This is a genomic window from Bacillus licheniformis DSM 13 = ATCC 14580 (assembly GCF_000011645.1).
Taxonomy (GTDB): Bacteria; Bacillota; Bacilli; order Bacillales; family Bacillaceae; genus Bacillus; species Bacillus licheniformis.
In genome coordinates this window covers 1532710-1557044 of the sequence record NC_006270.3, presented here as the reverse complement: position 1 = coordinate 1557044, position 24335 = coordinate 1532710, and the positions used below count along the sequence as shown (strand labels likewise).

The 24335-nt window shown below is 42.9% G+C and carries 27 protein-coding genes and 3 pseudogenes; 9 read left to right on the top strand and 21 right to left on the bottom strand.

Annotation, left to right across the window (positions count from 1 at the left end):
• Nucleotides 1-3 precede the first annotated feature (3 nt).
• From TRNA_RS29420 to TRNA_RS29400, 5 genes are all read right to left on the bottom strand, one after another.
• Entirely contained in the window at nucleotides 4-1911 is a 1908-nt protein-coding gene (locus tag TRNA_RS29420) for a heavy metal translocating P-type ATPase (RefSeq protein ID WP_009328599.1), read from the bottom strand.
• 254 nt (nucleotides 1912-2165) lie between these two features.
• Complete coding sequence (gene stoA / locus TRNA_RS29415; protein WP_009328600.1) at nucleotides 2166-2657, bottom strand: endospore biogenesis thiol-disulfide oxidoreductase StoA; 492 nt, start codon at nucleotides 2655-2657, stop codon at nucleotides 2166-2168.
• Between the two features lie 64 nt (nucleotides 2658-2721).
• Nucleotides 2722-4062 carry a polysaccharide biosynthesis protein gene (locus TRNA_RS29410; RefSeq protein ID WP_003181231.1) on the bottom strand — a complete coding sequence of 447 codons (1341 nt, stop codon included), beginning with the start codon at nucleotides 4060-4062 and terminating at the stop codon, nucleotides 2722-2724.
• A gap of 189 nt (nucleotides 4063-4251) precedes the next feature.
• On the bottom strand, nucleotides 4252-4863 hold the full coding sequence (locus TRNA_RS29405; RefSeq protein WP_003181229.1) for a cell wall hydrolase: 612 nt from the start codon (nucleotides 4861-4863) through the stop codon (nucleotides 4252-4254).
• Between the two features lie 229 nt (nucleotides 4864-5092).
• The gene (locus tag TRNA_RS29400; protein WP_223307092.1) at nucleotides 5093-5311 is read right to left on the bottom strand and encodes a hypothetical protein; all 219 of its coding nucleotides are present in this window, start codon (nucleotides 5309-5311) and stop codon (nucleotides 5093-5095) included.
• 142 nt (nucleotides 5312-5453) lie between these two features.
• On the opposite strand from TRNA_RS29400, the gene TRNA_RS29395 reads away from it, so the two are divergent.
• Nucleotides 5454-5642: a YkvS family protein gene (locus tag TRNA_RS29395; RefSeq protein ID WP_003181225.1), complete on the top strand. Its 189-nt coding sequence runs from the start codon at nucleotides 5454-5456 to the stop codon at nucleotides 5640-5642.
• 62 nt (nucleotides 5643-5704) lie between these two features.
• On the opposite strand, the gene TRNA_RS43865 is transcribed toward TRNA_RS29395, so the two are convergent.
• The 3 genes from TRNA_RS43865 to TRNA_RS29385 all read right to left on the bottom strand — a co-directional run bounded on the left by TRNA_RS43865 (nucleotide 5705) and on the right by TRNA_RS29385 (nucleotide 7807).
• Entirely contained in the window at nucleotides 5705-5875 is a 171-nt protein-coding gene (locus tag TRNA_RS43865; RefSeq protein WP_003181224.1) for a hypothetical protein, read from the bottom strand.
• A 122-nt stretch (nucleotides 5876-5997) separates the two neighbouring features.
• Nucleotides 5998-6852, bottom strand: a complete 855-nt coding sequence (locus tag TRNA_RS29390; protein ID WP_011197933.1) for a DUF1672 family protein — start codon at nucleotides 6850-6852, stop codon at nucleotides 5998-6000.
• 610 nt (nucleotides 6853-7462) lie between these two features.
• A complete protein-coding gene (locus tag TRNA_RS29385) occupies nucleotides 7463-7807 on the bottom strand; it encodes a DUF1433 domain-containing protein (RefSeq protein ID WP_003181219.1) in 345 nt (114 codons plus the stop codon).
• A gap of 44 nt (nucleotides 7808-7851) precedes the next feature.
• On the opposite strand from TRNA_RS29385, the pseudogene TRNA_RS29380 reads away from it, so the two are divergent.
• From TRNA_RS29380 to TRNA_RS44265, 7 genes and pseudogenes are all read left to right on the top strand, one after another.
• Nucleotides 7852-9284 (top strand): annotated as a pseudogene (locus TRNA_RS29380) (lipase family protein).
• A gap of 77 nt (nucleotides 9285-9361) precedes the next feature.
• Complete coding sequence (locus TRNA_RS29375; protein WP_171970000.1) at nucleotides 9362-9628, top strand: hypothetical protein; 267 nt, start codon at nucleotides 9362-9364, stop codon at nucleotides 9626-9628.
• A gap of 537 nt (nucleotides 9629-10165) precedes the next feature.
• Nucleotides 10166-10648 carry a DUF2975 domain-containing protein gene (locus TRNA_RS29370; RefSeq protein WP_003181211.1) on the top strand — a complete coding sequence of 161 codons (483 nt, stop codon included), beginning with the start codon at nucleotides 10166-10168 and terminating at the stop codon, nucleotides 10646-10648.
• A 10-nt stretch (nucleotides 10649-10658) separates the two neighbouring features.
• Entirely contained in the window at nucleotides 10659-10880 is a 222-nt protein-coding gene (locus tag TRNA_RS29365; RefSeq protein WP_003181209.1) for a helix-turn-helix domain-containing protein, read from the top strand.
• A gap of 129 nt (nucleotides 10881-11009) precedes the next feature.
• A complete protein-coding gene (locus TRNA_RS29360) occupies nucleotides 11010-11801 on the top strand; it encodes a DUF817 domain-containing protein (RefSeq protein WP_003181208.1) in 792 nt (263 codons plus the stop codon).
• Between the two features lie 382 nt (nucleotides 11802-12183).
• A pseudogene (locus tag TRNA_RS43220) lies at nucleotides 12184-13306 on the top strand (tetratricopeptide repeat protein).
• Nucleotides 13296-13421, top strand: coding sequence for a hypothetical protein (locus TRNA_RS44265; protein ID WP_016885803.1), 126 nt, complete (start codon nucleotides 13296-13298; stop codon nucleotides 13419-13421). The pseudogene TRNA_RS43220 and the gene TRNA_RS44265 overlap by 11 nt, the downstream one beginning before the upstream one ends.
• Before the next feature lie 672 nt (nucleotides 13422-14093).
• On the opposite strand, the pseudogene TRNA_RS29345 reads toward TRNA_RS44265, so the two are convergent.
• The 4 genes and pseudogenes from TRNA_RS29345 to TRNA_RS29330 form a co-directional block, all read right to left on the bottom strand.
• Nucleotides 14094-14318: pseudogene (locus TRNA_RS29345) on the bottom strand (7-cyano-7-deazaguanine reductase); the annotation flags it as partial.
• Between the two features lie 57 nt (nucleotides 14319-14375).
• The gene (locus TRNA_RS29340) at nucleotides 14376-15521 is read right to left on the bottom strand and encodes a site-specific integrase (protein ID WP_011197930.1); all 1146 of its coding nucleotides are present in this window, start codon (nucleotides 15519-15521) and stop codon (nucleotides 14376-14378) included.
• Nucleotides 15522-15601: 80 nt separating this feature from the next.
• Complete coding sequence (locus TRNA_RS29335; RefSeq protein WP_011197929.1) at nucleotides 15602-15931, bottom strand: YolD-like family protein; 330 nt, start codon at nucleotides 15929-15931, stop codon at nucleotides 15602-15604.
• Between the two features lie 72 nt (nucleotides 15932-16003).
• The gene (locus tag TRNA_RS29330; protein WP_011197928.1) at nucleotides 16004-16822 is read right to left on the bottom strand and encodes a helix-turn-helix domain-containing protein; all 819 of its coding nucleotides are present in this window, start codon (nucleotides 16820-16822) and stop codon (nucleotides 16004-16006) included.
• A gap of 130 nt (nucleotides 16823-16952) precedes the next feature.
• Between TRNA_RS29330 and TRNA_RS29325 the strand changes: the two genes are divergently transcribed.
• Nucleotides 16953-17156: a helix-turn-helix domain-containing protein gene (locus TRNA_RS29325; RefSeq protein WP_011197927.1), complete on the top strand. Its 204-nt coding sequence runs from the start codon at nucleotides 16953-16955 to the stop codon at nucleotides 17154-17156.
• A gap of 51 nt (nucleotides 17157-17207) precedes the next feature.
• Here the strand turns inward: TRNA_RS29325 and TRNA_RS29320 are convergent, their stop codons facing one another.
• The 9 genes from TRNA_RS29320 to TRNA_RS29280 form a co-directional block, all read right to left on the bottom strand.
• On the bottom strand, nucleotides 17208-17762 hold the full coding sequence (locus TRNA_RS29320) for a hypothetical protein (protein WP_011197926.1): 555 nt from the start codon (nucleotides 17760-17762) through the stop codon (nucleotides 17208-17210).
• Between the two features lie 119 nt (nucleotides 17763-17881).
• Nucleotides 17882-18139, bottom strand: coding sequence for a holin (locus tag TRNA_RS29315; protein ID WP_011197925.1), 258 nt, complete (start codon nucleotides 18137-18139; stop codon nucleotides 17882-17884).
• A gap of 21 nt (nucleotides 18140-18160) precedes the next feature.
• Nucleotides 18161-19096, bottom strand: coding sequence for an N-acetylmuramoyl-L-alanine amidase (locus TRNA_RS29310; protein ID WP_011197924.1), 936 nt, complete (start codon nucleotides 19094-19096; stop codon nucleotides 18161-18163).
• 69 nt (nucleotides 19097-19165) lie between these two features.
• Nucleotides 19166-19369, bottom strand: coding sequence for a BhlA/UviB family holin-like peptide (locus TRNA_RS29305; protein ID WP_011197923.1), 204 nt, complete (start codon nucleotides 19367-19369; stop codon nucleotides 19166-19168).
• Between the two features lie 68 nt (nucleotides 19370-19437).
• A complete protein-coding gene (locus TRNA_RS29300) occupies nucleotides 19438-20265 on the bottom strand; it encodes a glycerophosphodiester phosphodiesterase (protein ID WP_011197922.1) in 828 nt (275 codons plus the stop codon).
• Between the two features lie 28 nt (nucleotides 20266-20293).
• On the bottom strand, nucleotides 20294-20470 hold the full coding sequence (locus TRNA_RS29295) for an XkdX family protein (RefSeq protein ID WP_011197921.1): 177 nt from the start codon (nucleotides 20468-20470) through the stop codon (nucleotides 20294-20296).
• A complete protein-coding gene (locus TRNA_RS29290) occupies nucleotides 20460-20756 on the bottom strand; it encodes an XkdW family protein (protein ID WP_011197920.1) in 297 nt (98 codons plus the stop codon). The genes TRNA_RS29295 and TRNA_RS29290 overlap by 11 nt, the downstream gene beginning before the upstream one ends.
• Nucleotides 20757-20775: 19 nt before the next feature.
• Nucleotides 20776-22326 (bottom strand): phage baseplate upper protein, encoded by a 1551-nt coding sequence (locus TRNA_RS44115; RefSeq protein ID WP_011201639.1) that lies wholly within the window; start codon nucleotides 22324-22326, stop codon nucleotides 20776-20778.
• A 23-nt stretch (nucleotides 22327-22349) separates the two neighbouring features.
• Nucleotides 22350-24329 (bottom strand): right-handed parallel beta-helix repeat-containing protein, encoded by a 1980-nt coding sequence (locus TRNA_RS29280; protein WP_011197919.1) that lies wholly within the window; start codon nucleotides 24327-24329, stop codon nucleotides 22350-22352.
• Between the last annotated feature and the right edge of the window lie 6 nt (nucleotides 24330-24335).

Here is a 24335-nt window from a genome sequence, read left to right as displayed (position 1 = left end):
TGCTTAGGATTTCAGCAGTCTGAGACCGTTTAAAATCACAAGCAGCGTGCTGCCTTCATGCCCGATGACACCGAGCGGCAGATCAAGAATTTGAAGAAAGTTGCTGCAGATTAAAAGACAGATCACAGCAAGCGAGAAAATGACGTTTTGTTTAATGATCGTATTCATTTTCCGGGAGAGCCGAATCATTTTGGTCAGTCCTGTCAATTCGTTTTTCATTAAAACGACGTCAGCCGTTTCCAGTGCGACATCTGTTCCTCCCCCCATTGCGATCCCCACATCAGCGGCGGCTAGGGCCGGTGCATCATTGATTCCGTCTCCCACCATAACGATTGTTCCGTATGTTTTTTTCAGCTTTTTCGCTTCCTCTACTTTTCTGTCAGGAAGGCATTCTGAAACGACGATTTTCAAGCCCGCTTCTCGTGCGATGGCCGCTGCGGTTTCAGGCTGGTCCCCTGTCAGCATCGCCGTCTGAACGCCAAGCGCGTTCAGCTCTTCGACCACCGCTTTTGCTTCCGGTCTGATTTGGTCTTTTAATGCAAAACACCCCGCGATTTTTTCGCCTTTTTTCATGAACACAATTGTTTTTCCCTGCTTGGCAAGCTCCTGAACAGCCGCCGTGAGAAATTGCCCGGCTGCCTCTTCCCCGACAAATCCGGCTTTGCCGATCAGCCATGTCTCTCCATTGTATCGAGCCTGAACGCCAAACCCTGACGTCTCCTCAATCGACACATTCGCGGCCGGCTTGATGCCTTTTGCTTCTGCATACTCGACAATCGCTTTGGCAAGCGGATGGCCTGACTGCTTCTCAATCGCAGCAGCAGCCTCCAAGCATTCGCGCTCCTCGATATCTGCAGCTAAAAGCATATCCTCCACGCCGGGCTTTCCGTTCGTAATCGTTCCCGTTTTATCCAATGCAACGATTTTGCTGTTGCCAAGCTTTTCAAGAAAGACGCTGCCTTTGACAAGCAGGCCGTTTCTTGCGCCATTTGATATCAGCGACAGCGCGGCAGGCATGATTGAAGCGACAAGGGCGCACGGCGAAGCGACGACCATGAACACCATCGCTCTGTAAAATGTCTCGCTCCAGCTCCAGCCAAGCAAAAAATGCGGCAGAAAGAGCAGCAGTCCGACAGCAAGCAAAACCCCTTTAACGTAAATATTTTCAAATCGCTCAATGAACGCCTGCGACGGTGAAACGCTGTTTTGCGCAGACTCAACGAGCCGAATGATCTTTTTGAACAACGAATCTTCATTTGCCTTTGTGACACGGACCGTGAGCGATCCGCTCAAATTGACCGTACCCGCAAAAACCGCGTCTCCGAGTGTTTTTTCGGCTGGGATGGATTCGCCCGTTAGAGCCGATTCGTCGATACTCGTTTTTCCGGTTTCGATTTCTCCGTCTGCCGCAATGCGTTCTCCAGGCTTCACAAGAATGAGGTCGCCCGCCTGAAGATCGGCTGCCGCCACGGTTCTTGTTCCTTCTTTTTCAAGCAAAACGGCTTCCTCCGGCTCCAATTTCATCAGTGAAGTCAAATCGCGTTTGCTTTTATTTAATGTATACGTTTCAAGCGCTCCGCTGAGAGAAAAGATAAAAATTAACACGGCCCCTTCAGCCCAGTAGCCGATCAGCGCAGACCCGACCGCCGCAAAAATCATCAAGAGTTCAACATTCAGCGTTTTTTCCGACAGCGTTTCTTGTATACCTTCTTTCGCTTTAGCAAAGCCGCCGATACAAAAAGCTAAAATAAACAGAACAACGGACAATGTTTCATTGCCGGACAACAGCCAGCCTGCAAGAATCAACAAACCCGACAAAAGCGCAGCTATCAATTCCCCGTGCTGCCTCCAATTTTCAAATTGCAACGTGTGACGGTTTTGCTGCGATTGCTTCCCGATCTCTAATTGCATCTCCAATATCCTCCCTAATTGAGAATGTAATTCATCGTCAATTTCCTTCTTAAAAAACAAATTGCCGCCTCATCGGCAGCATAAACATTAAGTATTTTATTTATATAAAGGGTATGACTGCTACTTGTCCATTGGACACACCCTTTTCTATTTCTCATTATAGCACGACATCCTACGTTTTCAAATAATAATTATTATAATTTCTTTATGATATTAATTATCATTTACATTTTAAAAAAAGCTGAACTCCCGGCTCAGCTTTTCCCTGCCCATTCCTTCATCTGTTCTACAGTAATGGGGCCGACAAACGTTTTCTCCAGCTCTCCTTTTTCATTAAAGAAAAAAGTCGTAGGAATTGTCATGACTTTATATGCTTTCATCATCTCACCCTTTTTGTCAAAAACGATCGGAAATGTCAGCTTGTTTGCTTTAATAAACTGTTTTACCTTCTGTTCGTTCTTTTCGGCATTCAGTAAATTAACGGTCACGAGCTTGACGCCGGATTGCTTGCTTTCATAGTAGGATTGGAATCGCGGAAGCTCTTCACGGCATGGCGGGCACCAGGTCGTCCAAAAATGAACGATCGTCTTCTGGCCTTCGGCGGGAATGACGACGCGCTGACCTTCGACCGTGTTCATCTGCATGACTGCCGGCGAAGCTTGTTTTGCAGATGCCTGCGGCTGAAATACGAATAACCCGGTAAAAAACAGCAGGATGAGCGGGTAAATGAGACTGATTCTTCGCATGGGAACTCCCCTTCTTTTTTAATATTAGCTTCCCCGCAAAAGCTAAAACTATGAAGAGGATCCATCAGCGGCTTTCAATTCTCGGAGATCGGGATTTGTTTGTCAAAAAAAGCGTGACGCCCAGCTCCTTGCAAATCGTCACATAATGCAGCGCCGTCAGCAAAATCATACCGGTATTCATCGCAAGAATGATCCCCGTCATCTGCAAAGTCTGCATGGACCCGAGAACATACATCATCAAAAACGATAAGACACTGGCCCAAACGTTATGATAAAAAGCATCTTTGGCCAACCCCATTCCGATTAAACAGGCCTGAAAAGGCATCGCAAAAAAGTGGAATAAAAAATACGGCCACAACATTTTAAGGTAAAACGACGCCTTGACCGAATCGAAAAATAAATGGGTCAGCGGCTCTGCAAAGTGATACATCACCATGACGGACGGTATGCCGTAAAACAGCGTAATAAAGATCGCCTGTTTAATCCGTTTGATCACTCTTTCGTATTGCCCGTAAGCGTAGCTTTCAGAAATGCTCGGGATCATGACGACCATCAGTGAATGGGCGATAAAAGCCGGAAAAAAGCCGATTGTCATCGCAACTCCCGAAAGCATGCCGAACTGGTCGATGGCCGATGTTCTTGATACGCCAGCGGCAAGCAGCGTCCCCTTCACCAAAAAAGGTTCGACGGCATTTGTCACAGCATGAAACACGCGCAGCCCCGTCGTCGGGATCGAAACAGTGAGCAGGCGTTTTAAAACATCGTTTCTCCGCAAGTGGATCTGCTGCCCTTTTTGAGCGGCACGCCTGACCAAAACAAACTGCGAAAACAAATAAACAAACACGACCACTTCACTTGCAACGAGGACAAACAATGAAATGAGAAGAGAAGTATCCAATTCAAAGGAATACCATTGAAAAAATAAAAACAAGCCGATGAGCTGAAAGATTTTTTTCAAGGCATTCGCCGTTGCGATTTTACCCATTTGCTGAACGCCCATGAAGTAGCCTCTCGCGATCGATGTGAATGCAACCGTAGGAATCATCCCGATCACAAGTCCTCTGATTAGAGGGTGGTAAGAATCAAAAACCGGAATAAATGGAAGAATGATCACTGCGGCTGCCGTGGAGAAAACCGTGCAGACCGCAGTCATCCGCAATGCATGTTTCAGCATGCTTTCGTGCAGCTTCGGGTTGGACTCGGCGATAAACTTCGATATTGATACGGGCAGCTCAAGGCTCGCAATCACCACGACCAAAAAAATGGAAGGCAAAACACTCATGTAGAGCCCCATGCCATGCTCGCCAAGCTCCCGTGCAAGAATCATGTTGATGACGAATTCAAGACATTCTGCAAAAAAAGCAGCTAGCGAAAGAAGAACGATTCCTTTTACAAAACGGTTCATGAGGTCTCTCCTTGTCTCACGGGTTTATCCCATCATATGAGACAAGTCTAAAAATTATTTTCTTTTTAATTGAAAATTGATTTTCATAAAGTATCAAAAATAAATTTTTTCTTGGGCTGTGAAAGATGATAATGCGTAAGAAAGAATCGCACAAAAAAAGCAGCCAAGGCGAATGGCCCTGACTGCTTTCTAGATCGCAAAGACATGATTGCCGATGCGCTTCACGACTTTTCTCGTTTTAATCCAGTCATCAGAAGCGATGTCGGGATTATAGAAAAATAAAGCTTCTGTTTCTTTTTTATTTTGATCTACCGCTTCTTCCACAGCTTCCACTGATTCGCGGTCTGCTTTTTTCTCGATGCTGCCGTTTAGAACGGGCTCAAAAGCGTTTCTTTGATAGATCACGCTTTTTACGCTGTCAGGAAATCGGCTGTCTTTCACCCGATTCAGGACGACATTGGCGACAGCCACTTTTCCTTCAAATGACTCGCCTTTCGCTTCGGCGTGTACAAGCCTTGATAAAAGATCTTTTTCTTTATGTGTAAGATCAGTCGTCTCTTCTTCAGCTTCTTCTATTTCCTCCTCCTCTTCAGCTGACAGATGCGCGGCTTCAATGAAGCTTTTCTCATCTGTCAATTGGGAAAAAGCAGGATTTTCTTCTTGTTTAAGGCTTTCCATCAGCCGTTCCATTTCCTGTTTATCTTTTTTCGAGAACAACATGACAGCTTGAGCATGCTCGATTCTTGCCGCCGGCAGCATGCAGATTAAAAACGCAGCTAGAGCAGCAAATTTCGATTTCATTTCCTTCCTCCTTGTCAAATCTTCATCGAAAAAAACATATGTTTTACAGTAACAAGACGATTCGCCGATTTCATTGCCAAAATGTTGGCATGACTTCCATCAAACCGTTCGGCTGTCACATTATTGCAGACAGCCGGCGGATTTCATGCAAAAAACACCAAAATCTCCAGAAACATATGGCTTCACACAAATAAAAAAAGCTTTCTCAGCCTGTCTGAGAAAGCTTTTTTCAGCTTCTTGCCTCTTTCATATATTGAAATATAATATCTCCGCCATGCTGGGCAATGCCGCGAAAATGCTTAAAATCTTCCTGCTTTGTTAAGATGGCTCTGAAAGAAAGAAAATCCTCTTTTTTCACACGGAGCTCATGAATGCTCCCTGACCTTAATTGCTCGATCTGATCGATGGCATTTTGCTCTGTCAACTTTTCTCTCCCCTTTTCTCTCATCATCTTTAACTAATTAACTATATCATTAAGTCACACCGGGTACAACAATAGTGATGCCGCTTCCCAAATCGCTTTACTTCTCCAAGAAAATATTGCAAAATACTTTCAATAGGTTAATTTACTTTAAAGGAGAGGAAGTCACTTGAAAATTGCAAAAGTCGGGAACGTCATCGAATTTAAAAACGGACTCACCGGAATCGTAGAAAAAGTAAACGAAAACTCTGTGATCGTCGATGTCACGATTATGGAAAACTACAGAGACTTGGAACTGGACTCCTTAACCGTCGTCAATCATAAAAACTATAAAATTATTAAAGACTCCCTGCATTAATCAGCCGCCCTTCACAGCAAAAAATTCACGATTTCCACGAAGCTTTATTTCCACAAGTTTTTCTACAAAAGGAAAACCGCCTGCCACCTTGGTCCGGCGGTTTTTTCCTCTGTCCCCTGCATCATCCCGAAGAAGTTTGATATGTTCAGGATGTCTTTTGAAGCATCGCACAGCGCCTTAATCGATTTTTGATTGGACAGCTGAAAAAACGGCGACTGTGCGAAATGAAACACCCGAACGGTTCCCCAGGACATTATTTTTCAAAATAGATGATGAAATCTCCACTTTTTCTTTCCCGCTCATATCCATACAGAAAATTGATCGGTTTCCAATCTCTTTATCGGTTAGGAAGACCTTATCGGCCAAGCGTGCTTTTTCTTGAATTATATCCTAGGTTTTTGTTGATTCTATTGTCACTCAAGTAAATGGTGTAAGTCCCCGGGGCCAGCTCTTCCATGTCCTCGATATCCTGGACAACTTGATTATAAATGCGCTCGTCCGGTCTTGTATTTGGTTTATTCATATATAACCGTATATTGATATCACATGATTTTGGGGTGATTTCTTCATCTTCCAATTTCTCTTGCCAGTCTTTTTTGCTTCTTTTTGGGTTTTCTAAATAGGCTGAATAAAGGTCATCCTTCCAATCAGCATTTAAAGAAACAGCATAATAAGGCGTCTGATATCCCATACCGCTTGTGTTATCAACGGCTGCCTGCGTTTTACCTACAACCGGCTCTTCTTCTGCCAGCTTCTCTAAATAGTAATCTAGAGCGGCAAATTCTTCTTCAAAAGCCAACGCATATATCGCGCTTGTAATCGAGTCTTTTACGTCCCACTCCGATGAGCTGATCGCGTCAGCCTGCACCTCTTTCTTGTCCAAATCAATTTCAATTTTTGCGCTTGTGTAGAAATGCAAGTTTCCGACTGATTCGGCATACACAGTAACAAACCCATGCCCTCCGACAATGTTATGGACTTTTACCTTCGTTCTATATTGATCCAAAAAATAATCTTTTACCGTTTTTTCAACTTCATCTCGATGCGCTTCTGCGATCTCAGCGGTTTCCTTCTGATAACCTTTACTATGAATATGAAAATCCTGTCCTGTGTAATCTTGGACGCTGATTTCAGCTTCCCCGCTCTTCTGACATCCGCCTATAAATAAAAGTAAACCAATTCCAAGTGCTGCTGCTTTTTTATATTTCAAAAATGTATCCTCCAGTTCATACTGCATGCCCTTATACGATTTTATTGCATTCCGCTCCATGTTTGCTGATTGTTAGGCCCGCTTCATTATAAAACATATGGAGTGCATTTTTGGTACTCAATATATAAAACAGGACAATAGAACTAATAAAATTCGCATCATTAAGTTCTTTCGTTCTAGGTGAAAAAAATGCCCTTAAAAGGAATAGGCGTGCAACGATGCACGCCTGCTCAATACGAATATCTTTTTATTATTATGAACTTGGACGGTTTTGAAGGCAATTTCCCGATAACCAACTATGCATATTAAAGCTTAAGCCATATAGCCTGAAAATGGATTCACCTTTCGTTTATTACACATCACACTATAAGTATGTAACTATAAATCAAAAATTTCGTTGTTTTACAGCTTATCCTATTTCCGCATGCAAGTTATCTTCCCATCTTAAAAATGCCCAAAACTGCAATTTATCCATTTTAGAGGATTAAACGTGCCTACTGAAGAACTATTTTATGTTGAGGAGGCCTAAAAGGGGTAATAAAAACCGATTAGTTAAACAAACGAGAGATGAAAATAGAAAAAAGCCCGCTCAATCGAGTCGGGCCTTTTATTAATAATCGCAAATTTTATCTTTATATTCGGGCTTTCTTTCAGCATCGACTGTGAAGGACCCAACTTCGTCATTTGCCTTATCGTAAATACCCCATATTTTCTTTTTCTTATCATCATTTAGATACCCTTTAATATCAATTCCGCCCATTGGATTCACTTCGTAGTCATCATAATAATCAATTGACTTAATGTCCTTATAATTCGTTTTAATAAAGTCTGTCATTCTTTCCTTAGCTAAATTATAAAGCTCTTCTTTTTCTCTGTTATTATTTTGTTGCTTCATAAATATTCCTCCAGATGTTATAATGACCAGAGCAAGAAGGATAATTATGTATTTTTTCATAAAACCATCCTTTCCACGTTACATTTTACATAGTTTGCGGGGTTATGTACCTGAATAAAAAGAGCGATATTCCTAAATTAACAGATAAAGAGTATTATTTTCTTAGCCAAAACACATATAGTACCGATAAAATGAAAGAAGCATTCAAGGAAAGAACACCTATAGAGAGTAAATCAAATAAGGCTTTTTTTGTTGATAAAATTAAAAGGGACTCTGACACTGGACTTGATGCGTATGTTTTTGTTCAAGCAAAGAAAAAGGACGGTAAATGGGTTAAACCTAACGCACCAGAAAACGTCGTCGTGGCCTTCGCTGGAACAAATCCTAAAGAACAGTTTTTTCAAGATGTTATTGATGCAGACGGCGGTAACGTTGTTATGGGTCTTGATCCGAAAAAGAAATCGCAATACATAATCGAAAAAGATGCGAAGGATACATCAAAAACAATAGGAAAATACAACGCAACCCCCTCACAAGACGCGATGCTTAGCACCGGTAAATACAAATTAATTACGAAAACGTCCCAAATCGGGCAAGCTGATGATCTGGTACGGGAAGTTAAACAAAAGTATAAAGGCACCTCGACGGTTATTTCAACCACCGGACACTCTCTTGGCGGCGCAGAGGCTGAATACAGCGCTGTGAACAATGATATATACGCAGTCGCATTCAACAATCCTTCCGTCGTTAAATTGCATTCTGAAGAAAAGCAAAAGGAGATCCGAAGCGGCAAATATGACTCGTCTGTAAAAGCGATTGTCAATCCGGATGATATGACTGGTTCCGGCTGGTGGAATGAGTACGAACGACACGCAGGCAGAACAATATATACCAAAGACCCCTCTACTTCGCGTGTGGAACGACAAATACGACTAGATCCGAAGTATAGCGGCGGTATATTTGGCACAGTGTTTAATGTCGCTGTAGACTACATTGCTACCACAGCAATGGGAATGCCGGATACACACGGCCTCAACAAAGGCAACTTTACCTTCGACGAAAACGGCAACGTTCAAAATATAGAGGGCGATGAACTCGTTTATGACAAAAATTTAAAAGCGATGCTTCCACCGGAAGTTGCATCCGGAAGTGGCGCAATTAAAGTAACGCCCGAAGTTGCCAAGCAGCTCGCGCAAAAAGTAAATGCTTGCGGACGATGAAACGGGAAGCCGAAAACGCTTATCAGGAACACGACGCCGAGATCAATGACCTGAAGCACGATACCTACCGTCAAGTCGGCCACGGTTTATACGACAAGCTGACACTCGAGGATGTAAACAATACGCTGAAAAACCTGGCGCAGTCGTTTGACAAAAAAGGCAATCCGCTATTTTACGATGTTCATGCCGAAAAAGCTTACATCGCCTCATTAAAGGACACGATTTCAGATTTAGAAGACATCAGCGGATACCTGGCGCAGATTGCAAAAGATTTTAAATCGAAAGATAAAATGCTGGCAAATTGGCTTAAACTTTAGGAGATGAAACAATGGAAAATTTCAACAAACTGGCTTCACTCAACAACTTAAACTGAGATCAAGAAGATACCCTCTTCATACGGCGCAATCAGCTTCAAATGCTGAAAACGGGCATGAGAGTAACAGCCGCAACTAAGCTTGAAGGCATTAAAACGACGCTAAGACCGAAGTTTAAAATAGACGATATACAAAAAGAAATGAACAGCGTTTATTCATCGCTTCTCTACAGCTTCGAAGGAAAAGCGCAGCAGGCGCTTGCTCAGCGAATCAGTCAAAGCGCCCAGCAGCTTATTGCGACAGAGAAGGATGGAGAAAGTTTTGTGAATGGATTTAAGACAAGATGAAGGCGCCTTAATTGGCGTCTTATTTTAATTTAATCTAACAAGACTCTCTGCTCTGTGTTTACCACAATAAAAAGACGTCGATCATGCGTCAGCGTCTTCTGCTTCACCTCAAATAACTCCTCGACTATTCACGTTAAAAGGAAAGACACGCCAATCGCCAGCTGTTTTATTTTATAACACAACATATGCTAGACGACTTGTTGATACATATTCCTTTAAAGCTATTCTATTATAAATTCAAAATATGTTTGGGAAAAATCGATTCTTTTTCACTCCTCGACGATCTGTAGGATTCAGTACGCGCTTAACATATTTAGGGCTTTTATTTGCATATAAGCGGAATCCGTAGAGGTCTGCAAGATGTGTGTGTACTCTGCAGACGTGTCGGCTTTGTTTCCGCAAGTAACGCCATCTTGTCTAAAAATCAAAAGATCAGTCCATAACAATAATAAAATCATCAATTTCAATATATTTTTATTGTAAAACGATAAATAATGTGTTAAATTCAAATCGACAAAAATAAGTGAGGTGCTTTTAATGAAACGGGGATCAACTCTCTTTTTAAAGATAGCTGTTATTCTTATTGGAATCCCAGTTCTTGCTTTGTGCATATTTTTTGTGCCGGAAATAGCGAATTTTGCAGCCGAATTGTATCCGGGTATTTCTTATTTGAAATATCTCGTATATGCCGATTTGTATGCAGCGGCGATACCTTTTTATTTTGCTCTGTATCAAGCCTTTAAACTTTTAAGCTATATTGACCAGAATAAAGCTTTCTCAGAATTATCTGTACGGGCTTTAAAGAATATAAAATACTGTGCAATCACCATCAGTATTTTATTTGCGGCAGGCATGCCGCTCTTCTATCTTATCGCAGAGATGGACGACGCTCCAGGGATCATACTGATCGGGTTGGTCCTTATTTTTGCTTCAATGGTTATCGCAGTCTTTGCCGCTGTTCTCCAAAGGCTATTGCAAGAAGCGATTGATATAAAATCAGAAAATGATTTAACAGTCTGAGGTGATAACAATGGCAATTATAATCAATATCGATGTGATGCTGGCTAAAAGGAAAATGAGTGTAACAGAACTTTCTGAGAAGGTTGGAATCACAATGGCGAATCTTTCTATATTGAAAAATGGAAAGGCAAAGGCCATTCGATTATCAACTTTAGAGGCAATTTGTAAGGCGTTAGAATGTCAGCCCGGAGATATTTTGGAATACCGAAGTGATGAAGACACCCAGGATTAAAAAAGTATTTAATATGGAAAGAAACCATTTTTTTGGCGGTGATCCTATGCGCATACCTGTAAGCCGGTTTAGCTGCTATACTAAGCTGGCCTCGCATATATTCAGAAAAAAACTTCGGAGGCACACATCATGAGAGCACTAAAACAACTCGTTCGTTTTGGTTGGGAGCAGTCCTTGTCATGTGTATTTCCTGTCGTTATTTTTGCCTCTTTGGCTGTTACACAAATCATACCTCTTCCCTTCCTGCCGCGGTATGACTTGCTGCTCATCATCTGTGTTCTCATGCAATGGTGGATGGTGCGTTCCGGTCTTGAAACACGGGATGAATTAAAAGTAATCACATTGTTCCACATTATTGGACTTGCTCTTGAGCTTTTCAAGGTGCAAATGGGCTCCTGGTCTTATCCGGAGGAAGGTTACTCCAAAATCTTTGGGGTGCCTTTGTATAGCGGCTTTATGTACGCAAGTGTAGCCAGTTATCTTTGCCAGGCTTGGAGGAGGCTCAAGGTTGAACTGGTTAAGTGGCCGCCGTTTTACGTCGTTGTACCGCTGGCCGCTGCGATTTATTTAAATTTTTTCCTCCATCATTTTTGGATTGACGTCCGCTTTTGGTTATCTGGACTTGTGATAATTGTCTTTTGGAAATCATGGGTCATATACGAGGTTAATGGGATTCGTTACCGTATGCCGCTCGCACTTTCTTTTGTGCTCATCGGATTTTTTATATGGATAGCCGAAAATATCGCAACGTTTTTTGGGGCCTGGACATATCCAAACCAAACCAGTACGTGGAGTCTCGTTCATGTAGGGAAAGTGAGTTCATGGCTCTTATTAGTGATTGTCAGCTTTCTAATCGTAGCCACGTTAAAACAGGTGAAGGGGAAAGATTCCACTAGAGTGGATGCTGGTCAATTTTTATAACTCTTTATTTTAAAAGGGTTTCGAGGAGCTGTGGAAGCTGTTGCAGGCATCAATAAAAGATCAATATTTTCTTTAAGTTGATCATTCACAAATCGAATTACTTCTTTATTAGGCCAAGTTTCATTTTCATGGATGCACAGGGTTTATCCGCAAATTCCTTCAAATAGTAAACCCTTCAAGATCGCGGTGGACGAAATTTCCCTTCGAGAATACTGCAGGTGCGGCTTGAAAAAGAGCATATAGAGATTCAGGCGTCTTAGCAGGCGTCTTTTTGTTGCTGATTTTATTGCGGCATACCGAAAATTTTTTCACTTTTCAACCTATTATCACCCGAATTATAGTAATATATTTACAAAAATGAAATAAAAAGGTATAGGCGGAAGTGAAACAGTTAATACCCTCGTCAAAAGTCGGAGTGAAAATCCACGAATGGTATAAAATGATAAGAGAGTTTAGCGTACCGGATGCAGAGGCTTTAAAAGAAGAAGTAGAGAAGGAAATTAATCAAATGGAAGAAGATCAGGACTTACTCCTTTACTATCAGTTGATGTGTTTTAGACATCAATTAATGTTAGAATATTTAGAACCTACTAACAAAAGAAAACAAGGACAATCAATAAACAAATTGTTGGCCCAAATCGAGGAGCCTCGAAGAGATTTAAATGGCCTCCTTAGTTACTACTCATTTTTCTTTAGGGGCATGTATGAATTTGAGAAAAAACAGTACATCAAAGCAATAGAGTTTTATCGAAACGCAGAAAAACAGTTGGCTCTCATTACGATGTTATAGAACAAGCCGAGTTTCACTTTAAAATGGCTGAAGCATACTACATCATGAAACAGACACATGTATCATATATTAAGGGCCTTTAAAATATACAATAATCATGAACTCTACACAGTCCGTAAAATCCAATGTTTATTTGTTATCGCGGGTAACTATGACGATTTAATGCGCCATGACAAAGCCTTACCCCACCTGGAAAATGCACTTGAATTAGCGATAGAGATCGACAATAAAAGGCTCATTAGTTCTGCCTATTTTAATATAGCCGACTGTCATGAATGTATGGGAGACATTGATGCAGCAGTTGAATATGCTGAAAAAGCCGTAGAGATTAATCTAAAAGAAGAATATAACAACCTACCACAATCATTATATTACTCTACTCAACTTCTTTTTAAGCAGAAAAACTACGAGCGCGCAATCGAGATATTTCTTATTGGTTAGACAAACAGCTCGAAAATTCAACGATACCCTATTCACTTCTCTATTTGAATATCTTGAGGCGTTATATATCTATTCTGTGAATAAAGAAGAGATTTTAGAGGTATTTAAATACTTGGAGGAGAATAAAATATTTGCATACATAGAAGAGCTTTCGCTTGAAGTCTCTAACCAATACCTTGAAAGAAAAGACCATAGAAACTCAATCGAGTTCCTTCAAAAAATGATGTATGGGCAAACAAAAATTAAAAAAGGGGAGTGTCTCTATGAGTATTAAAAAGCTCGTTATTCCCATTTTAGCCGCCGCGTTATTAACGATGGGTATTAGCGTTGTTTCAGCAACCGACCAGTCTGACGGCGTATATCAAATCGCTACCCGTAAGCAAACGTAAGAAACGCCCCAAATGTGGGGCGCTTTTTATTTCTACGGTTTCTTAACGTTAAACATCGTGATTAACTTCTTATCAGCTGTCGGTAAGATTAACGTATACCATTCCGACTCAGTGCCAACCTTCCTTTAAAAGCCTCCACAAATTCTTCAACGCTCCTCCCGTCTATAACGATCGATTGTTTCTTTCGTAAGCCCTCCAACATCTTCGCGTTACATATTTGTGTGTATACGAATAAGACATGCTCTTGGCACTATGTCTTCGTCTCTGCTATATACCTCCCATCCCCTCCTCAAAGTCAGAATAACTAGATTTTTATGTTTAAAGAAAAAACAGAAAACATCCTTTGTAACATGAGGACAAAGCTACATTTTTTCACGAATAAATGAACAAACAAGACTAAAAACAGACGGAAACCATCTAAATACCGAACGCTAGAGCATTCGCAGTTAACGACGAACTGTCAAGCGGAGACGTTAACGAGGCGAGTGACGACGAAGTTTCCTCCTCTTTACCTTTCAATTAACAATTCGAATCGTATTTCATATACCCGGACTAGCATTCGACCAATACGCTTGGTAATTGTTCGTGGAAATTTCGAACAAAAAAGACGCGTAACAGTACGCGTCTCGGTCACACATCGATCACAAACCTTCGCTTCATCTGCCCGCATCATCACCGATTATCAATCGTCTCCGGATACAGATCATGGTTCATCATCCGATACTCGGCCATTTTTTCATACTTTGTGCCGGGCTTGCCGTAGTTGGTGTACGGGTCGATCGAGATTCCGCCCCTCGGCGTGAATTTGCCCCAGACTTCGATGTAGCGCGGGTCCATCAGCTCAATTAAATCGTTCATGATGATGTTCATGCAGTCTTCGTGATGGAATCCGTTGTTAAAATCCCGTCATATCAACGCTCTCACATCCGGTCACACAAAACGGTCACACTGCGGTCACACTTTCGCGACTAAATCGTCCAATTTTCCGACTAATTCCGCCTGCATCGAAGGCAAAACATGACTGTACGTTCCGAGCGTCGTTTTGATATGTGCGTGGCCTAAACGCTCCTGAACAATCTTCGGACTGATTCCGATACTGATTAAATACGTCGCGTGAGTATGTCGCAAATTCTTCGGAGGGATTTTCGGGAGCTCAAGCTGCGCAATTAACCGAGTAAATGCCCGTCGATAGTTATTCGGATGTACCCACTTACCGTGCTTCGTACACACTACGAGATCATAGTCGATGTAGTCCTCGCCGAGAATTTCTTTTTCGCGCTGGACCATTTTCTTATGTTCGATTAAGTATTCGATAAAGAATTTCGGTAAATGGACGGTCCTGAAGCCCGCCGCAGTTTTGACCTCGGGAACTAATCCGTAATTACCTTCGTCGTCTATCTTAGCGAGAGTTTGTCGAATTGTTAAATAACCCTTTTCGAAGTCTATATCGGACCACCGCAATCCGAGAACCTCCCCCATTCGCATGCCTGTAATAACGGATAATACCATTCCGATAAAGTAACGAGTTAGTGACACGATACGGTTGCGAGCATCCAAAAACGCTTGTACATTCGACTCGTTCCATACTTTAGAAATGCGATTTTCGGGAGGAAGGTTTACATCGTCAAGGATGGCGAGGTCGAACGCTCCTTTTCGGGAAGCTTTCTTTAAGACTTCGGCGACAACACCGAAAGCTGTCCGGATGGTTGCCGGAGCAAGTTTCCGTTCATTGTGAAGTCGATTAATATAATGCTGCAAGACTTCCTCAGTGATGTCTTTAATTTTAAACGTTCCTAGATATGGAAGTATGTTGTAATCAAGCTGCTCGCGGTAATTGACGATTGTACTTGATCGAAGTCTAACCTTTTTCGATTCAAACCATTTTTCAGCGAAGGTACTAAACACGCTTTTATTAGGGTTATGAGAATTTTTTTCCTTATCCACCTCTATTATGACCTGCTTTAAAACCTCTTTCGCCTCTCGTAGACTCGACATTCCTTGCCTTCTTTTTTGAATTCTAGCACCAGTTATCGGGTGAACCCCGCCAGAATATACAAAATAATATTTTCCGGTTTTATCGTCTTTCTTAATCACTGTCATTATCCTCACTCCAATTGAGCGAAAGATTAATGCTAGTTGTGATGTCCTCTATTATATCACTATGACCCCTTTTTAGGGAGTCACACGTCCTCCAACGCAACCCACACGATCTCCCTGAACGGTATGTCAACGCCTTCAATCCGCAATGTCCCTCCGACCGGATCAACGGATTCAATCACGCCGCTCACCCTCTCCGCGACCCAATTACGCCAGTAACGGATCTCGCAATCCTGTCCGGTCCTGTACGCGTATTGTATCTTCGATTCAAAGTCCGACCACTGCTCCGGATCAATCGATGGCTTCCGCTCATATGCGTGATCAATTTCGGATTTAAGTTTCCGGAGACTAGCGATGTGCTCCGGCAAGAATATAGACGTCCATTTCATCGTCCCTCTATCGCGTAATGTCATTCGTGGTTCCTCCTTCGGTCCTATTCGTTATCTATGACGAAAGTATAACACGAACAAATGTTCTTACGCAATCTATTCCGCTTGGAGGAACGTTTCGAACTCCGCCAATAGCCCAACGTTTTTAACGCGATTTTCACGGGCTTTTACTGTCCATGCGGCTTGTCGGAAGCTAGCGTATAGGTAGTCGTCAAAGCGTCTAATTTTCTGCTGTTTTCGTTTCAGAATCGCTGCATGCCACGCTTCAACGAATGGCTGCGGATGTTCTTCGAGTATCAGCGTTGGATCTACGCTTGCCTTAGCCCGCAATAAGATTCCGTAGTATTTATAAATTTCGTCTGCTTCGAAGTAGCGCGCCATTGCGGAGTAGATTTCGCTTGGTAACGCATTTTTAAGACCGCAGGCCGGCACCGTATCTATTACGTGATTTTTTGAAAGATTTATAGAATCCGATGGTTCATTCGTAGTTTTAGGCGATTCATCCGTTGGCTCTGATGGCTTTTCGGCATCCCCACGCGTGGTCATTGTCGACTGGTCATCTTCGGACAATTGCATGTCCTCGACTCTGCTTCCGACCGGAAGAATGACGATGATATTGGCGCCGTGGCCGCCGTTTATTTTCCGTGTTGTCGCGACCTTCTGGATGATCGAAAGTGATGCGAGTTTGTTGACGGCACGACGCGCTGTCTTGACGGACTTTCCGATCAGGTCCGCGAGTGTCTCCGCTTTGAGATGCGCTGCGCCGGCGAATTTGACTGCGTAACGAGCAATCGTCTTCAGCGTCAGCCGGTCCGTGTCATTTAATTCGTATGTATTGCGCTTGATGTGTTCGTAGACTGCCGCGTTGAGTTCGGCCGTCGAAGCGAACGTTTGGTGTTCCGCTAAATAATGCATAACGATTCCGCCTTCCGTAATTTACGTTTAACGTAATTATAATTACACTAAACGGAATTGTCAATTACGGTTTGCGTAATTTTTAACTTTATCGTATACTACGGATATAGAATGCGAAAGGGTGATGCCGATGCGTCTTCGTCTGAAAGAACTGCTCGAGGAGCACGGATATGAACAAAAAGAAATCGCAGAGGAATTGGAGTTATCAACTCGCGCTGTGAGTGAATTATGTTCGGGGAAAACCAAAAGGTACCCAAAAGAAACGCTTGAAAAAATAATTGATAAGTTTAATATCACAGATATGAATGAATTGTTTGAGGTTCACGAGGATTAAGAGTGTAGGAGGAAATAAAAAGCCCCACCCATTAAGGATGAGGTGATTTTGTTATTTTTTAAAAGCTTGATGCTCAAAGTAGCTGTCAGCTACGGTAGGAAAGTTTTTGTACTTGAATTTCTTCCAGTTAATTTCGTCGGCAGTTTCTCGCTCAAGTTGAATAGACAATACTTTTTGGAAAGTACTATTTCCTTTATCGTCTTCTAATGGAAACTTCCACGTTATTAGAACCCTTCCGACCGATTGATCTTCAAATATCCGAGGGAACAGTTTTTCTCCCTCTTTAAGCATGCTTTTCTTTATCATGTTTTTTGTAAGGTTATCATTTCCGTTTAATGTGATAAGTACGGTTTTAATCGGCTTATTATCTTTATTGACATCATCAAAAATTTCGAATGAGTCCAACTTATCGGTGTCTTCAATGCCTTTTTCTTTCAGCTCGTCTGCAACAAGAAGCTTTATATTCTTCTCTGTCGCTTCGAAAGTTTCTTCTTTTTTAGTATCAGCTATTTTCTCGTCTTCTGTGTTTTTAGAAGAATCGACTGAATTACAAGCTGTTAAAGCTAACAACGGGATTAACAGGAGCGATAACAGTATCTTCTTCATTTACTTTACCTCCAAAATAATTTACTAAAATTATACTCTATCGCCAAACCTAACCGCAAACCAGTTTATGTATACGAGCACCTACGCTTTTATACGCAGGCGCCCGCCAAAAGTTCCGCTTACTTGGTCGTTCCTTCACGTTTTGCGCCGATCTCGAAAAGACCCGTCGCAGCCAGTCCCGCAAAACCGCCGGCCCACAACCGCAATACTAGTTCGAGGTCCGTAAACGGATAGGCCACGGCTCCGAGTGCGATTCCTAAAACGAAGCTAACCGCAGGCACAACATTGGTCGGCATGTTAATCGTTTTCTTAACAAGTTGAACAAGCGCCGTTAGGATGGGCGCCAACACAGTCGCAAATAATAATACTTCTTCCATTTATATCGTCTCCCTTTTCGTTTACTTAATAGTTGCGCCGGTTGATTTCGCCGCGTAGATATTCACTTTTCCGAACTGATCCGTTTTGATCGTATAGACGTCCGTTTGGGGATTCGCAAGGATTTCGTATTTAAGGCCGCCAAATTTCTTCGGACGCAGAAATCCGCACTCGTTCCCCTTGACCGGCGCTTTGTTAGTCGGATAGATGCGCCATGAGTCGGCAGATGCCGGAAGATATACGTATTTCTTACCGCTAGAGGACGGTTTGGAACTAACGCTGCCCGTAAGCTTCAGCACCTGACCGACCATGATTTTATTCGGATTTTTAATACCGTTATAGGACTGGAGTTTCGCCACACTAACGCCTGTTTTAACCGCGATTTCCGAAAGCGTGTCGCCTTTCTTTACGGTATACGTCTTACCGGATGCTTTCGGTGCTGATTTCGCAGGGCTAGACGACTTTCCTCCGAGCGCTTTCAATTCCGCAGCGATGGCCGCTTTTACCGCACCCCAACGCCCCTCATCGAGTACACGGTGCGGGCAGTATTTTCCGCTCCAATCCTGATGCTTCTTAACGCGATCAACGCCCCAGCCGCGCTCTGTTAATAGCTGAGCGATGAATTTAATCGCAAGTTTTTCGGCCGCTTTATACTTAGCGCCGCCTGATTTCGAATAGCAAACCTCGACGCCGATAGATGAACGGTTGCCGGGTCCGTTTTCGTCTCCGCAATGCCATGCGTTACGGTTTGTCGGAATCCCCTGAACGACCTCTTTATCGTCTACCGCAAAGTGATACGATACTTGGTTGTTATTGCGGATCATGTACGCAATTTCATTCGCTGCTGAAGCGTCGTTCGCCGTATTGTGAAACGTGATGTACTTCGCATCCATTGAATACGGACACTTAACGGAATACTTACTTGACGCGACGAGGTTTTTCTTGACTGAAATCGCCATTTAATCGTCTCCCTTTTCGTTAATTTTGCGTATATAAAAAGCCCTCCGGACTCTCACCGAACGGGCGCGTTATTCTCTTCCGCGAAATTTCTCTTCGAGTCTATCGAGCTTGTCGATAATGACGTCGTATTTATCGCTGAATTTATCGAGTAGATCCTGTAGCCGCGATTCACGTTCACGATTCGATTTCATTACGTAAATTAGCAGCCACGTAAAAAGGACCGCGAACGGCCCTTGCGTTAAAAAGTATTTGATTACGTCCAGCTCGCCCAATGACTACGCCTCCTCTAAATTTAGGCAAAATAAAAAACACCTCTGCGAATGAGGTGCTAAGACGGCTATTACTTTGATCCATCGAGTAATTTATTTAAATAGGCCGGGTTATTAGCGAACATACCGTCGACTTTTAGTTCAATCATTCGCTTTGTTTCCTCTTTCTCTAACTCGACACGGAAGAACGTATGGACCTCCATATTCTCGTCATGAATCATTTTCACTTCCTTGTCAGACAGCGTCTGAGAACTAATTCCAATCGCATACGCGTATTTTTTATAGTCTTTAATTCTTTCGGACAGTTTCTCCGCATCCCAAGTCTGCACAAGTTGTACGATGGGAACTTCTTTGTTGAGTTTTCTAACTTGTTTCAAACTTTTCGCGCTAAACGACTGAATGATTACTTGATTATTTTCAAGTAAATTATAGCGATTGAGTATATCGATCAGTTTCTTCTCCATAACCAAACGGCCTTTAGAATCTTCGCGAGTCTCTATATAATACTTCGTTGAATCCCCGTATTTCTTGATAATCTCTTCAAGAGTTAAGACCTGTTGATCTTTTTCAGTTCGCAATTCCTTGACATGGTTTAACGATAAATCTTCAATGTCTCCCTTTCCATCTGTTGTACGGGACACGTCTTCATCGTGAAAAGCGACTAGTTTTCCGTCTTTCGTCACCCTTAGATCGATCTCAATGAAATCGGTCCCGTCCTTAATTGCTCTCGAATAAGATCTGATTGTATGTTCAGGCTCCAGCTCCGAAGCTCCTCTATGTGCGATTATAAGAGGTGAATACTCTATCGATTTGCTTGTTGTAGCATCGACGTTGCTACACCCAACATTCACACTAAGAAAAAGCATAATAACTAGCGATATAAAAAATAATTTTCTCATAGGATTATATTACCATGCTTTTCCTCATCTAGGCAATGTACTTCTCGCCAGTTATTTCTTGGAATTGCTCAGGCGTAACATATCCTTGATCTACACCGTCTCTTAACTCCTCAATTGTTACGTCATTGTATTGTAGTGCTTGCTTAACCATAGGAGTATCAGCCCAATTATAATAAAGAGCGTACACCCAAAAATTAAGATCCATTAGTCATCTCTCCTTTAAGCGCGAGAATTTCAAGTTTCAGTGAAGACATCTCACGGCCTAACTTTAAAAGCTGCTGGGATGTATATGAAAGTTGTGGATCATCTGTAACTGGGTTTTCCAAGTAATTTTCCCATGCTTCTTGAAGTTCTTTTTCGCTTGGTTGCGGAGCGCTTATCCGCCAAGTCTCAATATACTGACCGCGCCCATCCCCATCGTCTCTTATGATAAAGTCCTCACCGATAATCGCATCCGGGAATAAATATTTAACAGCAAGTGCTAGGTTCATAAATTTATCACTCCCTTCCCTATCTTATTTGAGACATCGTTAAAAACGCAGACTTAACACTGACTGATGAAGGAGTGCTACCGGTCACTTTAGGGAAAATATGAAAGGTAACTTTATCACCGCTATTAAACTTCTGCTGTAAGAATACTACATTCGTTTGTGTACTTTTTGAAGGGTACCAGTAGCCCATCGTTTGATATTGCGCATCATTGACATAGCAAATAAATCCGATGTCCGAATTAGATGGGATGGCTGTTGCTGAAATATACAATCTGACCAGATACAAACCGCTGTTTTTCAAGGTAATCTCAGACTTTGTTTGGTCATATTCTGATTGGTCGTCAGCCCGGGCAGCTCCGAACTTTATCTTTGTAACCACGCCCTCAGTTGCCGTAAATGCAGAGTTATCAAAATCGTACGTATCTACGAATGTTTTCTTCCGAAAATCGTCGTCAGTGATAACTCGCTTCCATCCTTTAAACGCGGTATCCGGAATAACTGTCGCGTGCCACAGCGTATTGTCCGTGGTCCTCCACGCATAGATCGTCTTCCGGCCCTGATCGGATTCGATAACGTCGTAAGTAAACTGCGCGCTGTCATTTGTCGTCGGGTTATTCTGAACGGCATTTCCTGTCGCAAAATAAAATCCGGTGGACAACGTCAGCAGATCCGCACCGTCTGCGACCTGTGTCCGTTTGCCGCTGTCGTCTGTCAGCTTGCGCAATTGGCCGCCATCCCATTTCGTCCGTTCATCCGCAGTAATATGGCGAGTGTTGTCGCTGTTGTGCGTATCAAATTCGGCCTTGCTCGCCTGCTTAACGTTGTCTACATCCGACAGCCCGACTTGTGCTTTCGTGACTGCGTGAGGGTTCGCTGTATTGCCGACATGATTGTCAAAATCGGATTTAGACGCTTGCTTGACGTTATCAACGTTTGAGAGGCCGACCTGAGCTTTCGTTACCTTGTGCGGATTATCAATTTTAGCCGCATGCTTATCGGTATAAGCTTTAGCACCAGCCTCTGCGACGTCTGCTTTTTCCTGAGCGCCTTCTTTCGTCTCAATGTTATCGAGATTTTCGAATTTCTTCTGTAACTCAGCGAGAACCTGTTCGGCATCGTCCGCCATTTCTTGAATGACGGCCTTTAGCGATTCGAAATCGTCAACATAATATTCGGCCACCGGGGCGATATCCTGGTCGACGAGTGCTCGATCGATTTCAAACGAAAATTTATGGACGCTCAATTTCTGGCCGTTGTCATAATTAACGTAAAGCTCGGCCTGCACCGTTCCGTAATGCGTAACTTGATCCGGCGTCAAGACATAAAAAATAACGCCCCCGAGCGCGTCTTGAACTTCCGTATTAACGTAGAACTTGCTTCCGTCCGCAAACCGCATAAACAACTTACCGTGAGTCGCTTGGCTTATCGGCAACGGCACGCCGTCCTTCGTTAAGCTGATCGTTAGCTTTGCCGTATTGATGTCCTGCGTACTAAATTGAATGTTCGCGGAAACACTTCGTTTAATTTGCGAGCTTATATTGAAATGGACTTCGGAATCTTTATATATCATACGGAGACATCCCTCCCTTTAATTTAGCTGCTGCTCTTCGTGCTGATTTTTCTTATATAATCATTCTGTGTTGTGCCGTAATACCCGTTAAGATTCGAATCACCTTGAACGATGACGCGACCAGTTCCCTTCGTGTTAAACACGTTCACTTCAGTTGCGGTAGACTGGACTAAGATGGCGAATATTTTCTCTACACCTCGGATTCGGTTACCTTCGATACGTCCATCGTAAGCCTTTTCTACGAAAACACCTCCGCGATCTTTTGATCCTTGTTCGATATTCGTATTGAATATGTTGTTGTTCCGCACATCAAAATTATCGCAGTTCTGGACGTAGATCCCGTTTCGCCCGATCGTGTTAATTTCGTTCCCGTCTATCGATAAATGTGTAGATTTTGTGATAGTCGAAGATGTATCGCGGCTTTTCGCAACGTAAACTGCTTCCGTATCTACACATGATATATAATTGTTCGAGATGAACGTATTAAAACAACCCTCGAGCCAGATGCCCCTACGCCCTCCGAAAATCCTGTTATCGGAGATGAAGACGTTCCTTCCGTAGATTATCTGAATCGCCTGCTCATTGCCGTAGCTGCCGATATCTTTCTCCCGCAGTTTAAAGTAGTTTCCGAAGATCCGGATACCATCGCTCCAAGCAGCTTCCTTATTGTAAATCTGCCCGTAGGTAACTACTCCGCAGACCGTATACTCGTAGAAGTCATTCCCTTGGATTAGAATGTTTTGAGCGTTTTGTGGGCGATTCATCTGTACGCCAGAGGCATTTTTAGAGCTCTCGATTCCGCCGGAAACTTGCGAAATCCGGACGCACTCCCGATTCCGTCTGAAGACGTTGTTAATAATTTTAACTTCGCCCCATTTAAATGTACGAATGCCAGCAAACCCGCAATCCTCAATCGTATTGTCGAATATCGTTATGTTCGTCTGGAACACGTCGTATACAGCGTAGTGGTTTCCGACAGCGCATCCCCAACCGCCTAAAAGATCGGACTTTCCGAAGTAGTTATGCGCAATATAGACGTTAGTGTTCGGCGTGCTGTCGAAGGCACCGAAAATGTTGACGCCGCCTTTCGTAAACTCTCCGAGCTGAATCGCTTCAGAAAAAGGACGTGTTCCGCTAGTATCGATAAATCCGGTAAATCTGCAATTTGTGATTCGAAGGCCGTTACATCCGTTCGCATCGATTGCGTGGTCGGTAATTACGTCTTTAAACGTTACGTTATCGATAACGATATTTTTCGCGTGACCGATAATAACGCTGTCCATCGCATTCGTTTTATATGTTTCGATCTTCAGGTAATTCCCATCTAACATACCGCCCTCAATGACGATGTTACCTCTTCCGGAATATCCGGAGAAATTATCGGTGGGCTTACCGTTTGCAAAGAATCCGCCAGACCATCCTCGAAGCAGCACGCAATCAGCCGCCATTGTAACGCGTGTGTTTTCGTAAATGATCATGCGTTTATCGATCAGATAAGTACCGCCAGGAATGACGAGCCAACCACCACCTTCGCTGTGGATTTCGTCCAGCGCGCTTTGAATCGCATCCGCTGACGGTGTTTTCCCCGTAGGATCTGCGCCATAACTAAGTGCATTTTTAAAGCTGATTCTCGTGATAAGATCGTCCTTTATGTCATCAACCGTCTGTCCGTCGGCGTCTAAACGATCCCTGAGCGTCGGATAAATCGTCCCGTCCCGGCCGACACGGGCATCGACGACTTCTTTAACGTTGGTTCCGTCGACATTTAGGACGAGATTTCTAAAGCGCGCCTTCGTTACTTCGATTTCCTGTCCGACATTTAGTCCGCTTTCGTGCGATATTTGTTCGGATGTATGGGCGTTTTTGGCTTTTTTATGATCATTTATTTTTGTGTCAACTTCTCGGATGTCCTTACCTATGTCATCTAGGTTTTGATTTTGGTCTTTTATATATTGGCGATCAAACCCGCTTGTTGTGGCTTTTTTATAATAGAACTTTCCCAAGCGTTA